Source organism: Paenibacillus xylanexedens (assembly GCF_007680605.1).
Lineage (GTDB): Bacteria > Bacillota > Bacilli > Paenibacillales > Paenibacillaceae > Paenibacillus > Paenibacillus xylanexedens_B.
Genome location: NZ_VEIO01000011.1, coordinates 21575 through 36040, shown reverse-complemented (window position 1 = coordinate 36040; position 14466 = coordinate 21575). Strand labels below are relative to the sequence as shown.

15 protein-coding genes and 1 riboswitch are annotated in these 14466 nt (G+C 46.4%); of the genes, 6 read left to right on the top strand and 9 right to left on the bottom strand.

What is annotated here, in order from left to right; translation table 11 throughout:
• Window positions 1-109 precede the first annotated feature (109 nt).
• From FS818_RS26185 to FS818_RS26160, 7 genes are all read right to left on the bottom strand, one after another.
• Window positions 110-424, bottom strand: a complete 315-nt coding sequence (locus FS818_RS26185; RefSeq protein WP_145336164.1) for a hypothetical protein — start codon at window positions 422-424, stop codon at window positions 110-112.
• Window positions 425-436: 12 nt separating this feature from the next.
• Window positions 437-844 carry a hypothetical protein gene (locus tag FS818_RS26180; protein ID WP_145336162.1) on the bottom strand — a complete coding sequence of 136 codons (408 nt, stop codon included), beginning with the start codon at window positions 842-844 and terminating at the stop codon, window positions 437-439.
• 615 nt (window positions 845-1459) lie between these two features.
• Window positions 1460-1654 carry a hypothetical protein gene (locus FS818_RS29000; RefSeq protein ID WP_186375610.1) on the bottom strand — a complete coding sequence of 65 codons (195 nt, stop codon included), beginning with the start codon at window positions 1652-1654 and terminating at the stop codon, window positions 1460-1462.
• Between the two features lie 156 nt (window positions 1655-1810).
• Window positions 1811-2455, bottom strand: coding sequence for a VanZ family protein (locus FS818_RS26175; RefSeq protein ID WP_145336160.1), 645 nt, complete (start codon window positions 2453-2455; stop codon window positions 1811-1813).
• 50 nt (window positions 2456-2505) lie between these two features.
• Window positions 2506-3375, bottom strand: a complete 870-nt coding sequence (locus tag FS818_RS26170) for a M15 family metallopeptidase (RefSeq protein WP_145336158.1) — start codon at window positions 3373-3375, stop codon at window positions 2506-2508.
• Window positions 3376-3454: 79 nt separating this feature from the next.
• The gene (locus FS818_RS26165; protein ID WP_145336155.1) at window positions 3455-4561 is read right to left on the bottom strand and encodes a HAMP domain-containing sensor histidine kinase; all 1107 of its coding nucleotides are present in this window, start codon (window positions 4559-4561) and stop codon (window positions 3455-3457) included.
• Window positions 4554-5252, bottom strand: coding sequence for a response regulator transcription factor (locus tag FS818_RS26160; RefSeq protein ID WP_145336153.1), 699 nt, complete (start codon window positions 5250-5252; stop codon window positions 4554-4556). Before FS818_RS26160 ends, FS818_RS26165 begins: the two co-directional genes overlap by 8 nt.
• A 306-nt stretch (window positions 5253-5558) precedes the next feature.
• Between FS818_RS26160 and FS818_RS26155 the strand changes: the two genes are divergently transcribed.
• The 6 genes from FS818_RS26155 to FS818_RS26135 all read left to right on the top strand — a co-directional run bounded on the left by FS818_RS26155 (window position 5559) and on the right by FS818_RS26135 (window position 10462).
• Complete coding sequence (locus FS818_RS26155) at window positions 5559-6509, top strand: helix-turn-helix transcriptional regulator (protein ID WP_145336151.1); 951 nt, start codon at window positions 5559-5561, stop codon at window positions 6507-6509.
• 80 nt (window positions 6510-6589) lie between these two features.
• The gene (locus tag FS818_RS26150) at window positions 6590-7384 is read left to right on the top strand and encodes a zinc ribbon domain-containing protein (protein ID WP_145336149.1); all 795 of its coding nucleotides are present in this window, start codon (window positions 6590-6592) and stop codon (window positions 7382-7384) included.
• A gap of 501 nt (window positions 7385-7885) precedes the next feature.
• Window positions 7886-8053, top strand: a complete 168-nt coding sequence (locus FS818_RS28995; RefSeq protein WP_186375609.1) for a hypothetical protein — start codon at window positions 7886-7888, stop codon at window positions 8051-8053.
• 138 nt (window positions 8054-8191) lie between these two features.
• Entirely contained in the window at window positions 8192-8866 is a 675-nt protein-coding gene (locus FS818_RS26145) for an aspartate/glutamate racemase family protein (RefSeq protein WP_145336147.1), read from the top strand.
• A 103-nt stretch (window positions 8867-8969) separates the two neighbouring features.
• Window positions 8970-9419 (top strand): hypothetical protein, encoded by a 450-nt coding sequence (locus FS818_RS26140; RefSeq protein WP_145336145.1) that lies wholly within the window; start codon window positions 8970-8972, stop codon window positions 9417-9419.
• A 272-nt stretch (window positions 9420-9691) separates the two neighbouring features.
• Entirely contained in the window at window positions 9692-10462 is a 771-nt protein-coding gene (locus tag FS818_RS26135) for a hypothetical protein (RefSeq protein WP_145336143.1), read from the top strand.
• A 377-nt stretch (window positions 10463-10839) separates the two neighbouring features.
• On the opposite strand, the gene thiC is transcribed toward FS818_RS26135, so the two are convergent.
• Together thiC and FS818_RS26125 are read right to left on the bottom strand one after the other, a co-directional pair.
• Window positions 10840-12624 (bottom strand): phosphomethylpyrimidine synthase ThiC, encoded by a 1785-nt coding sequence (gene thiC / locus FS818_RS26130; RefSeq protein WP_260989979.1) that lies wholly within the window; start codon window positions 12622-12624, stop codon window positions 10840-10842.
• Between the two features lie 431 nt (window positions 12625-13055).
• Window positions 13056-13169: riboswitch (TPP riboswitch) on the bottom strand.
• Window positions 13170-13332: 163 nt separating this feature from the next.
• A complete protein-coding gene (locus FS818_RS26125) occupies window positions 13333-14076 on the bottom strand; it encodes an IclR family transcriptional regulator (RefSeq protein WP_090924571.1) in 744 nt (247 codons plus the stop codon).
• Window positions 14077-14466 lie beyond the last annotated feature (390 nt).

The following is a 14466-nucleotide window of genomic DNA, read 5'->3' as shown; positions in this document are numbered from 1 at the left end:
TTCGGAGTATTGAGGCGGGACTCGGGTTTAATGTTGCTTTGCGTTAGTCCTTTTTGCTTTGCTTTAGTCATTTTTACTTTGCTGTAAATACTTTGCTGTTGCACTCTGATTAAAAATCGATCCTGATTCCCACCTCTGAATCATCCAGCGGTTCAGGTATACGATAGATTCCCCTGCTTTTCAACTTTTCGACGTTGATCCAATCCATAAAGTCATCCCCGCCGTAACTGCGAATAAACACCCCATATTCCAGTTCATCATCGAAATTAATATATTCCATATATTGAGTGAACGGATGTTTACCTTCAATGCGTTGCAGAAAATCAGAAAATTCATTTCTCCACGCTTCGATCTGCTCTGCATGCTGGTCAGGGACATAATAATAGAAACCGTCAGGGGTGTAGTACGAAATTTTCATAATCATCCGATCTGCCTCCTAGAGTTTCAAAATAGCCAGGCCTTCCTTCAGTTGTTCAGAAACAGCCGTATAATGCTCAATTCTATCTGCAAGCTCTTGTTCGGTTTTATGTACCAGAAAATATGAATGCTTCTGCATCAACTCATACTCGTTCAACTCAATAGGCAGGTGAATGATCTCATAATAATTTGGATTCTCTGAGTTGGCATAATAACGATAACCTCTTTCGCATCGGCCGATATTCATAACCGTTTGGATGACCAATAATTCATCACGTGTGAAGCTTCGGATCTGTGTGGACCTTTTCTTTTCCAACTCCAGTATGGCCTGTTCATCCTCTTGTCTATGTGTTGTGTCTGCGATCTCACTTTCGATAGCGATCAACGCTCTCATTCTTCCAGCAAGCTCTCTAGCTAACAAAATCAATGCGAGCCCTCCTCCAAGTATAGTGAGCATACAGGTTATGGGTGAATCGTCTTTTCTTTATCTCATTAGATGTCTCTCCACTACAACGATGAAGAAGTATCACAAAATGCTCCGCTAAAAATTACTCAAATCAATGCTCTAGAGTGTAACTTTCAGGTGAAAGTCCCCGCTGGCGAACAAAGCAAAATTGTATGCGTCGCAGGAAAGATTCTGAAGTTAAGAAATCAACGTCAATGAGACCGGTAGCCAAAATGCTAACGACTCTAACGATCATGAGAAGCCTTATTGGGCGCCAAATAGGCTTTGTGAAATTCTAACGATCCGTAGAGACGCTATTTAAGTAAATCCCCTCGACTTTACCCAGTTTCAGATGAAATCCAGCCAAATAGCGTTCCTGGTGATCGTTAGAATTGATGACTCGGCAAAATCAGCCAAATAAGGTCTGTCGTGATCGTTAGCGCCGTGAGGGGGACAAAACACTGAAATCTAAAGGGTTAGATTTAGGGGTTAGGGGGTATGGGGGTTGCGAGGGTTGCAAACTCCCCGCCACCTCTGTGCCTTTATAAAAAAACCTCTTACGCATTGCTACAACTGTGCGTTCATAGGGAGATTCACTTAATGCCCAATATAATGCGAGGATTGATCGAACAGTTGCATGGTTCCCATCATCAGAAATAAACACGACATGACGATCAATGTTGCTCCTATCCACCTCGCTAGAAATCGACGATCCTTGATTTGCTGATCTGTGGCACCTGTTGTACTCTGCGGATATACCAGAAACATAAGCCCTGCACTAATCAACAGCACAGCGATAATAATCAGTGTAATCCCTCCTTAGGCAGGCCAAGAAACACGGGCCTCTCTTCCACAGTTATCACGATCACTCTTTCGCTTAATTACTCTCCCAGTGATTCTCATTGTGATTCTCAGAGTTACTCTCCTGTGATTCTCGTCGTCAGTCGCCTAATTATTCACTACTACTCTCGATCTTCCCCCAGTGAATAGCCTGTTCAATACCAGTAACACGATATACAACACATATCCGATCATTCCGCCAATTGTATTCAGCATAAGATCATCCACATCAAAGATGCCCATCCCCGTCAGCAACTGTGTCACTTCATAACCCAGACTAAGCAGAAAGGATAGAAACAGCACATGAATACCGGCGAAAAAAGAGTGGCGTGCCAGACCCGTAACCCATATACCAAACGGCACAAATACAAGGATATTGCCGGCCAGATGAATGGCGGTTCCTGGACGATGAAGCGAAAGGCTATGCCAGTCTCGTTTGATCTCCTGAAATGGCGTCAAATTTACAGTTCGCGTATGGATCAGGTCCGGTTGACGCAGCAGCGCCATCAATCTGTCCCAGACCAGTCCTGCATCCACCGCTCCACCTTTAAATAAAATCAGTTTGGTCAGCAGATAGAGATAAATCACGAACAGGGCAATCCAGACGATTCGAAACGGATTGCTCTTTATCTCATTGCGATTGTGTTTTTGACCGTGACTCTTATGACGTTGGTTCACATCAAAAAGTTTGATTTTTTGATGATTTTTTTGACCTTGTTGCCTATACTGCTCGTTCGGCTTGTTCTGTCTCATGCTGTCTCTCCCTCCTCCATCAGGCCGCCCTCTTAGGTTGATACTCATCATCAAGACGATTTTTCAACCGTAACAATAACTCCTTGCATATTATCACCGGAGATGTCGTAGGCATCATTCTCTGGCAGATAAATCTTCGTATCCTTCGATACCTGATAATAATGGATATCATATGTAACGCCGTCCAGATCGACGCTCACGTCTTTCTTTTCTCTTAACATCTCCAGATATTCTTCCAAAACCATCTGATTCTTGTACATCACCGCACTATGCGGCATGCCGACATATCTGAAATGCCAGGGTTCATACTGAATGCCTGTCACGTTCACTTTATCTTTGGGGTATCGCAAAATAAAACCGTATTTCCATGCGTTTTTCTCCAGCCACGCTCCTTCTGGAGCCTCACTCATTGCGGCCAGACTTGAACCTATGTCCAGGGATAACCCCAGATTGTGCTCGCTGTAACCCGCAGGCAACGCGTAGTCCGAACCCTTTTGCCGATATAGCTCATCCTGCTTCTCAAAATCTCTGTATCCACTGCTCATCAGGAAATAGCGTACTCCCTCTTCGCCTGCTGCTTCAACCATCTTCTGGAATCTCTCTGTAACCTCACGCGATAACATCAATTTGTGATCCAGTAGTCCATAACCTAAAAGCAAGTCTTCTTCATCAGCTACATAAACAATGTCGGAGCGAATACCCTCCGGGTGAATCGGATGCTCGGAATTGACCAAAACAAGATTGCCTTTATGTATTTGCTGTTTCATTTCTTGAAATGCAGCTTCTCGGTACCCCGCGTATTTCTCTTTGGTATCCAAAACAACAATCGGCATCTCTTCCTTCTGCCACAAAGCTGCCGTAGATTGCGTCACGAAATACCCGATCAAAATGATGCATAGTAGAAAGCCCCACTTTTTCATGATTGTTCCTCCTTCCTCTCATAATTCAAGGATAGGCAAAACAATTTAAAGAAAACGCAGGGCAATGTTTAAATTTTTCTTAAGTTTCATGAGAAACCTGCTGGAAAACAGGCAGACGAACCTCAAACATCGTGTGTACCACATCACTTACAGCCGATATTATCCCTTCATGCTGCTCCACGATATTACGCGCGATAAACAGTCCAAGACCCGTGCCTCCCTCTTGCACGGTCCGTGCCCGATCTCCGGTGTAATACATGTCGAAGATGCGTGGCAGATCATCAGGATGAATATGTCCTCCATAGTTCGTCACCTGAATGACAACCTGGCCTTCATCCTGAAATCCCTTTATATCCACGTACATCCCGTCCTTCCCATGCCGCGCAGCATTGATGAGCAGATTCTCGAACACACGGGCGAGCAGCTCCCCATCTCCGGATACGGTAAGATCGTTATCGATATGTAAACGGGTGACCAGATTATTTTTTTCAAAAACAGGATAAAGTTCCTCATTCATTTGCTTCAACAGCTCGCTCAGGTCCAGCCGCGTTTTGTGTACAGGCAACATGCCATAGTTCATTCGTGTGATTTCAAACAGATCATCAATTAACTTCTCCAGCCGCTGGGACTTGGTGAACGCAATCGCTATGAAATGCCGCGCCTGTTCCTCGGTCAACTGTTCATCCTTCATCAGCAAATCCAGATATCCCAGTACAGAGGTCAGCGGCGTGCGCAGATCATGCGCAAGGTTTACGATGAGCTGGTCTTTGCTGTTTTCGGCAAAATCCCCTCGATTCACCGCTTCTCGCAGCTTCTGGCTCGCCATATTGACACTTTCCGCAATCGCACCCAATTCGTCTTTGGCCACAATCTGTACCTGATGATCAAAATCCCCGTTAGCCAAGTGATTAATGCCCGAGGAAATCTCTTTGAAATACGTAACGTAACGTCTGGTAAACAAGTAGAAAAATAAAATCGCAAGTGGGATGAAGAGGAGCATAAAGACATATAGATCGCCAATACTTCTCATGATATTCCGATATTCCGCCAGCGGGTCTTCCCGCCTCACCCCTGCGTAGTACATCTGCAACAGCTTGTATACGATAAACGTGACGACGCCGGAAGCCAGCATGCTCAGACCGAGCATCATAATCATCGTTGTGCGAAAACTTCTCCGTTTAGTCATTGAACGTGTACCCCACACCCCAGATCGTTTTGATGAACTTGTTCTTGTTCACATCTTCTCCGAGCTTCTTGCGCAGCGTTCGAATATGTACCATGACGGTATTGCCGCTCTCGAAATAAGCCTCGCCCCATACCTTTTCAAATATGACTTCTGTGCTAAATACCTGTTTGGGATTGCTGGCAAGTAACACTAAAATGTCAAATTCCTTCGGTGTTAACTCCAGCGGTTTACCGTAAAGCGTTACGCTGTGCTGGTCGGGGACAATAACAAGTCCGCCTTTTTCCAAAACAGAACGCTGCGCTGCAGTTGTGGACTGGCTGAATTGCAAAGAACGCCGTAGTTGAGAGTTCACGCGAGCCACAAGCTCCATCGGATTGAACGGCTTGGTCATATAATCATCGGCACCCATCACGAGTCCTGTAATTTTATCCATGTCCGATGTTTTCGCACTCAGGAAAATGATGGGAAAATGGTGCTGTTCCCTGATTTTACGGGTCACCTCATACCCGTCCATACCCGGCATCATAATATCCAGAACCGCCAGATCGATGGCGTGTGTCTGAACAGCCTGCAGTGCCGACTGTCCGTCAGAGGCCTTGACGGTATGGTAGCCTTCCTTTTGTAAATGTAAAGCAACCAGATCCGCGATCTCTATTTCATCGTCCGCGATCAGAATCGTAATTCGCTTCATTGCTTATTTCACTCCTATATGGGATGCTGGGCAATATAACACCTTTGAATCTAACAGATAACTCCCAGATAAACAATTGAAAGCAATGTTATATAAGTTTGACTTTTCTTTTACACTTTAACGGAGAGGACAGAAAAAACCTGAAAAAGCGAAGCGTTCGCCTTTATCACCGGATTTTCCCCTTTGAAAAAGGGAATCAAAAAATCTGGGGATAACAGCGATTGGAAGGTTATTCTGTCATTGGAGTGTTCAGTGTAAATGCTGTCCAAGTCTATATAGCCCCATAAATGAAAGGAAACCGTAGCTATGAAACTGGAGCGTTTGTTAGCCATTGTGGTACTGCTCATCAATCGCAGGCGATTACAGGCCAAAGAGCTGGCCGACATGTTTGAAGTATCCATACGTACAATCTATCGAGACATCGACACATTAGGCCAAGCTGGAATTCCCGTGGTGACATATCAGGGCGCAAGCGGTGGAATCGGGCTGGCAGAAGGCTACCGGCTGGATCGTAATCTGTTAACCGACAAGGACCTCGCTTCCATCGTCACGGCGCTGCGTAGCATCTCAACCACACATACGAATACTGCGCGTGAGTTATTGGTAGAGAAGCTGAGCAGTATCGTGCCGGAAGCCAAAAATGAAGATTTTCAGGCCAGCACGCATCGATTCATCGTGGATTATTCAACGTGGACTCACCCTGAAGCACTACAACAGAAATTAAAGGTCATCGACCAGGGAATCGATCAACTTCAATGCATTCATTTTGCTTATTGCAGCGCCGAAGGTGCCGAGACCTGTCGCACGGTTGATCCACACACCCTTGTGCTGAAAAGGCACGCGTGGTATCTGTATGCCTTTTGCCATGAACGGAATGAATTCCGCATGTTCAAGCTGGTGCGCATGAAAGAGGTCGTGCTTGCCGAACAACATTTTGAACGTCAATCCATCAACCTTCAGGACAGACCGTGGCAACAGGAATGGAGCCGTCCGAACAATCACATTGGACTCACGCTGAAATTCCATGCCCGTGCCCGTCATCTCGCGGAAGAATGGTTTGGGATTGAAAATGTATTGCCTGACGGCAACGGGTATTATATCAGCCAGATCGCTTTCCCTGAGGATAACTGGCTATATGGCTTTATTCTCGGCTTTGGCGCGGATGTGGAGGTATTGGAACCTCTGCACATTCGGGACAATGTATGCCGCGTGGCAGAGCAAATTGTGCAAAATTATAAACCCTCAGCTCAAACCTGACAGACAGCTGTCCAGTTCCTCCCCGTATACTTCAACTATGTTCACGTTGAAGTTGTACCATACCCAAGGAGGAATGAAGAATGAACGTTACCGTATGTCAGAGCTGTGGAATGCCTCTAACCAGCACCGAGCAATTCGGCACCGAGTTAGACGGCAGCCAAACCCGCGAATACTGCATTTATTGTTACAAGGGTGGCAAGTTTGAACAACCGGGGATGACACTAGAAGGCATGATCGAGATGTGCACCACTATTCTGAAAGAAGAAGGCATGGACGAGGAATCAGCCCGCTCGATGCTACGCAACCAACTGCCCTTTTTGAAACGATGGCGGAATGCAGGAAATGTAGGAAACGGTCAGGACGGAACTATTGCTAATCCACCAAAGGATACTTCGTTTTGCAGAGAGCCTGTCCGTTATGTAACCCTTCCGGGCAAACGCCTAGCCGGGCTGTCAGCACGTACAACCAACGCAATTGAGATGAGCGGCCAAGGCAGCATCGGTGCGTTGTGGGGTCGTTATTTTGCCTCCGAACACATTCCGGCTACTGAAGCTGCACGTTATGGCTGTTACACGGATTACGCAGATGGCATTGCTGGAGAATATACCATTCTGGTCGGACATGAAGTCGGCGAGGAAGAACGACTACCTGAAGGTTTCGATGAGGTACAGTTACCGCCTGCTACCTATGCAGTGTTTACTTCGAGAACCGGACCCATGGTTGAGGTGGTCAGTGAGGTGTGGGACGCAGTGTGGACGTGGACCCATCAGAGTGACCGCACATTTACCGGTGATTTTGAGTACTACGATGAGCGGAGTTTAAACCCGGAACATACACAGGTGGATGTATATATTGCGGTAAACGAACGCAGGTAACGGAAGTAATACTAACGGATACCCCCTCTTCAAAAAGGGAATTTAAAAAGAGAATCCAATGGGAAACCTGCAGCTGCCAAGTGGTCTTGGCAGCTTTTTTTGACATTATTCGATCAACATACCCCGACCATAGAACCAAGTTAGTTAGCATATACCATACCTAGTCACTTGGACATATGTCTTAGAGGCAAGCACCATTGACTTCCCTAAAATTAGGACCATTCGCATAACAACCGATACCACGCTCCCACACCTCGCCTTTCATATCAGGTTCTTTATTCCTGAATTTCCCTAAAACCGTTTACATCTTCTGAATACCGGGTAAAATCACTACGTCCGAGTCGGAATTCCGGCTTCATATGAACCATTTCATGTAACAAGTCATATGTACCTATATGGGTACAACGTGAATTCATTTTATGTTCACCAACAAAACGAGTGTTGAAAATACATACAAAACTAACGATGCATGTCCATCATGCATGTAAGGAGGAAACCAAGATGATCCGCATGCCTATTCAGCAAATGATCCCGTATCACCACCAATATCCGCGCAACACGGAGACCAATGCGCCCAAAAAGGAAAATGAGAACACTCAAGGCCTATCCTTCCATGAAATTTTACAGCAAAAAATGGCGAAAAAGAACGTATCCATGAACATGAGATAAGTCTTTACATCTCTGAAGCTACTCCCTATACTACGTGTAAAAGGTGACATTTCAGGCGCGAAGTTTCTTACCGATGGTTCACGCTCATTGTGTGATCCAGGCGCGTCTTGTAGTCACTCTACATAAAGGGGATTGCCTATGAGCACCATTGCCTGTTTCCACGCGCATTACTCCAATATCAGGTTGATTGAACAAGCCCTGACTTCCTATAATATCGAACTGGTTCACTACGTAGACCCCGGTCTTGATCGGCTCAAGCATGATGAGAATTTCAGTAGTGCGCTTGTTCGGGAAAAAGTAAATCAGACCCTGCAATGGATGAGCCGCTGTCACGCTGACGCCATTCTTGTGACATGCACCTTGTTCGCTGCCGTGTTGGAACAAATACAACCGTTACCGATGATGGTAACGGGTATTGACGATTCACTGCTCGCGATGATGGTAAAACATCCGAAGCGGTATTTGCTCGCGTTTACTAACCCCGCCACAGTAGAACCGACGATGGCTCGATATCGTGACTATGTGGATCGACATTCGGCAGGAAAGAACAAGCCTGAGTTAGAATCAATGTTGCTCCCCGGTCTATTCGACATGATTATGCGAGGCGACCAGGAAGGCTACATCACCGCGTTAGAAGAAGCATTGCAGCAGCTTGCTCTTGAACGCAAGGATACTTGTCTTGTTGCTGCTCAGCTCTCCATGGCTCCTGCGGCTGAGCAGGCATCTGCCAACGCAGGTATGACCATTTATACGCCGCTTTCATTATTAGGCGCGAATCTGGAACGGGATATCGGTATTACGAAGAAAGTATAAGTATTTTCGCGCTGTGTGCAGCTTCCAGTACGCACTGTCCTGCTTCCTTACAAGGGTGGTAAACCACAGCTATGCAGACTTTATTTTGGAGGGGAATATAACCATGACCATGAAACATCTCGCTGTAGAACCAGGTCAATCCATCGGAGATATCCGGTTAGGCATGACACAGAGTGAAGTGAAACAAACGGAAGCTTTCACCCTTGATCCAAAAGTGGAGTATGATGCCCAAGGCAAAGCACATTTTATTGAATTTTATGAAAGTGGCGAGTATAAATGCATGCTGGGAGAACTTGATCTGCTTGGCACCGAGGCTGACATTTTGATACCGCAGTTGGACGCTATTGCGCCATATGACCGCGAAGATCCTGAGCTTGGTTGCAGTTATCAGTTCGATCAGATCGGCCTGATTCTATGGCGTCCTGTGCCCATGACCCGAGAGGATATGCAGGAGCCTTGGTTTCTGGAGATGCCGCCCGAAAATCAGCAGGACGAAATGAAGCATCTCTGCTTCTCGACAGCAGCCGTGTATGCAAAAGGATATTACGAGTAAGTATTGAATATCAGTACGAAAATTAGCATTGCGTTAGCGCAAGGACATGCAGATTGGCATATGTGTGCCAGTCTGCATACTACATCAAAATAAATTTAAAAAACGAATTATAAAAATTTAATGTAACGGATGAAATCCCCCTAAAAACTACATATATATAAACACAGTTACAATTTACATATTATTCAATAAATAGTTTATTAGTATTTACTTATACCAAATTTTGTTATACAATTCAGCTGTATTATTAATTTTATGAGAGGGGTTTTAATTTGAAGTTACGCATACCAAAGCTACTGTTGATTTGTTGTTTGTCCCTATTCCTTGTTCCCGCTACATCATTTGCTAATTCAGAAAAAAGAATCGAGAGCTTAGATATTTCTCTATTAAAGCAAGGCATTCCTTTCGAGGTTATAGAATCGTGGAGCCCTGAATTGAAGAGAAGTCTTTTAAAAGAAGATGGATCAATTGAAGTAATTGCACATGAAAAAGCCAACTCTGATTCAAACGGAGAAGTTGGAGCACTCGGAAACATCAAGGACGATCAATTTGACTATTATATAACTGTAGTTCGAGCTGATAACGTTGATAATCGTGAAAGATTTATGATTGCATTAACGGGTAAATGGAAATCAATGCCTGTATGGCGTTTATCCGATGCCTATGGCGCTTCTTTTGATAAAGATATTTGGAGAGCCGTCCCAGGTTCTGCATATTATGAAGATAAAGTAAAGTACAGTGGTAACTCTACTTTTACAACTTTAGGAAGTGGACGCAATTTTTCCTATACAGGTGAGAGTGGTGTTGGATTTAATGCTGATCTCAAGGGAGGCATTATTATCAAAGAACAGGTTGCCGCTGCTGTCTTTACAATAGAACATAAAAAGCAAGGAAATCAAAGTGGTCTCTCCCAGATACAATCTAATTATTATCACATTAAAGGTTCAGGTAGTGTTGGATTAAGTTTTGGAGCTTTGAGCGTTAGTTTTTCGGGCTCAGCCAGTAATGATTCCAGAGGGACATTAAAAGATTTCTACTATTAATTGAATTTGTGTATTAGAATCATTATATCTTATTAATAAAATTGAATTAATTATTCACACTCTTAAACTATGCTAAGCACTGTTCCATTTATTGTAGAGGAGTGAAGGTTCGTGCGTTACTTATACATTCTAATTTTGTTTATTATAGGCTTGGCCTGTTCTGCGTTTATCTATGGTGGAAGTCTTAAATTAGCGGACGGCATACTATTTGTCATTGCAGGTATTCTGTTTAGAATTTGGAGTAAAATGAAGTAAAGTAATGTATAGATATCCGTAAAAGACATTCTGTATTTAGTCTACAAATAAAAAAACAGTTCAGCACTCATTCTGAGTGCTGAACTGTTTTTTATTGCTTCACTATTATTCTCTAATCTCACCTACCGTGCCCGATACTCCTCCGCTTTTGCCTGCATCCCGGCGGCAACGGCTTCCTCGTCGTTCAGGCCGCGATCTGCGGCAAAGGCACGGATGTCCTGCGTGATGCGCATACTGCAGAACTTCGGCCCGCACATCGAGCAGAAATGGGCCTCCTTCGCCCCTTCTGCGGGCAACGTCTCATCGTGGTAGGATAGCGCTCGTTCCGGGTCAAGCGACAAATTAAACTGATCTCTCCAGCGGAACTCGAAGCGTGCCTTCGACAGCGCATCATCCCGGCGCTGGGCGCGTGGGTGGCCTTTGGCCAAATCAGCGGCATGGGCGGCTATTTTATAAGCGATAACCCCTTCACGCACATCGTCCTTGTTCGGAAGCCCCAAATGCTCCTTCGGGGTAACATAGCAGAGCATAGACGTACCAAACCAGCCAATCATCGCTGCCCCAATCGCGGACGTAATATGATCGTATCCCGGTGCGATGTCTGTGGTCAGTGGTCCGAGCGTATAAAACGGCGCTTCCTGGCAGATTTCCATCTGCAGATCCACATTCTCCTTGATCTTATGCATCGGCACATGCCCCGGCCCTTCAATCATGACCTGCACATCATGCTTCCATGCAATCTGCGTTAATTCCCCAAGTGTGGCGAGCTCCGCCATCTGTGCTTCATCGTTGGCGTCGTAGATGCTACCTGGACGTAGTCCGTCCCCGAGGGAGAAAGCAACATCGTACCTTTTCATAATCTCGCAGATTTCTTCAAAATGGGTGTACAAAAAGTTCTCCTGATGATGTGCCAGACACCACGCCGCCATAATCGACCCGCCCCGTGACACAATCCCCGTCATCCGTTTCGCGGTCATCGGAATATATCGCAGCAACACACCCGCATGAATTGTAAAATAATCCACGCCCTGCTCCGCCTGTTCAATCAGCGTATCTCGGTATAATTCCCAAGTGAGTGCTTCCGCCTCGCCATTCACCTTCTCCAGCGCCTGATAGAGCGGCACCGTACCGATCGGCACTGGAGAGTTACGGATGATCCATTCCCGTGTGGTATGAATATCTCTGCCTGTGGAGAGATCCATTACCGTATCCGATCCCCAGCGAACAGCCCAGGTCATCTTCTCCACCTCCTTCTCGATGGAGGAAGAAACAGCGGAATTGCCTATGTTGGCGTTGATTTTCACGTGAAAATGACGCCCGATCAGCATCGGCTCACTCTCCGGGTGATTGATGTTGGATGGAAGAATCGCACGGCCGCTCGCCAGCTCCTGCCGTACGAATTCGGGCTCTACGCCTTCACGAATAGCGGCGTACTCCATCTCCGGCGTAATCAAGCCCTGCCGCGCATAATGCATCTGCGTGACGCACCGTCCAGCCTTAGCACGTAACGGTTGCCCGCGGAATCCCGGGTACTCCTCTGCCCCGGCTCTCCGTCCGCCCGGCTTCAAGCCATTATCTTCAGGTTTCACCGCCCGACCTTCATATTCTTCAACGTCACCGCGCTCCATGATCCAGTGATTCCGGAGCGCAGGTAGCCCCTTCCGAATGTCCATCTGGAATTCGGGATCGGTCATCGGGCCGCTCGTATCGTAGACACGCAGCGGCTCATTATGCTCCACCCCTTGGGGAGTATTCGTGTCATGAAGGGCAATTTCACGCTCCGGCACAGCAATGTCCGGTCGTGAGCCCTGAATGTAGACTTTGCGGCTGCCTGGGAAGGGTTGTACCCCTCCAGCCGCTCCGGTTTTCTTTTCCACCGGATGACCATTGCGCCCTGTTTCCTCCATTACCGTCTCTTGCCCCGTTTGCTTATGTGTACTCATGTCTCCTGTTCCTCCTCTGTGATCTTCTTTTGCCCATATCGTCCACCAATGTGACAGCTTTGACTTACCACACCTGTCTGGAAAAAGCAGAGCACAGAAGCACAGCAGGATTGACCCTGCACAAGCAGCCAGAATGATCCAAGAGACAACTTTTATGTACAATCAGCAAAAGCACAACACACGAGATCACTTTACGTAGAAGTCCAGGCATATATGCCGCAATTGTTGTGCCGTCACTGCCATGGTGAAACACAACAACTAAATCTCTGCTTGCCGCTGTAAATAAAAAAAGCCGGTTCCGAAGGAACCGACTGATGTCCATCACCATACACGCAACTAGGGCCATCCGCTGCAATACAGCATGGGTCCCGGGTTAACGCCTGTGGTGTTTGTGGTCATGTGGCCGATTACTTCCCTACGCTGGTATGATCCAGATCAGGTGCAAAGGGTCCGGAATCTCATGCGATCCCGTCTCAGTCCGGACAATTCGGACTCCCCCAGTAACGTAAACGTATTGCGACAATCAAGCCGCTGTTCAACTTGCAAAATAACATTTACAACCGACCCCGCCGGGTCGTCCATTACAGAGTAGCGTAATCTGGGCTGAAATTCAACCTTAATATTCCAGAGGGGAAATTCCTTCTAGCAAAACTTCATGCAAAGAGCCCACCTCTAAGGCAACATAAGTCCCATTTGCACAGCCGCCTCTTTCAACACAGGTGCGTACTCGTGTAATGTCTCTTGCGAGAGCCTGCTGACAGGTCCGGACACGGAAAGCGCCGCTGCAATGTTGCCTCTGCGATCCATAATGGGCACGGACACAGCGGCAGCTCCCGGCTCGCGTTCCTCATAACTGGTTGCGTAGCCACTCACCCGAATGTCTTCCATCTGTGCCAGATAGACGGCCGGATCGATAAATACAGGCCATTCCGGGCCATTCATCAGTTCCTCCCGATCCTCGTCAGCGGCAAATGCCATTAACACTTTGCTGGAAGCGCCTACGGAAAGCGGCAGCCTGACCCCTACAGGCGCAACCCGCCGAATAGCCTGATCACTCTGCACAGCCTGAATCCGAATCCGTTCACCGCCGTCACGAAGGTAAAGACTTACCGTCTCGCCCAAGCGATCACGAAGTCTCTCCATTGCAGGTAAAAGCAAAATTGCAGGATCGTCACTACGTGACATATGCGCCGACAGCTCCCAGATCCGAATGCCCAGTCGATACTTTTCGGTTGCTGCATCACGTATCACGAACCCCCGATCCTCCAGTGTAGCCATCAACCGATGCACCGTACTTTTGTGCAAACCGATCTGGCTGGCAATTTCGGTGAGTCCAAGATCACTGCGCGTGGTAAAACATAATAATATATCCAGCGCCCGTTCTACAGCCCGGACGGTTAACTTGCGGTCTTCCATGGCATGATGCCCTCCTCATGTTTCATCACATGAAACTTGGTTACATAAATTATATGAGAAACGGTCTCATCTGTAAACCAGAAAGAACCGTTTTGAAGATGATCCGAAAACAAAAAAATGAACAAGGATACCCAATAGGCACATCGTAATCTCCTGTAATTTACACACTATGGAATTGTTACCTCTATATCTTAAGAACTATATAACAATTGCGTAACAAATGCCTCCAATCAATTGACTTTGACTATATCGGGACATACGATAAAGAATAGGAACGATTTCAGACAAAAGAACAAAAGCATGACTTTAGCATCAGGATGCCATCGTCATGATTAAGTGCTTAAAGGCACCTATATGCTATTTTCACATCGTTATGATCTTGGCCATATT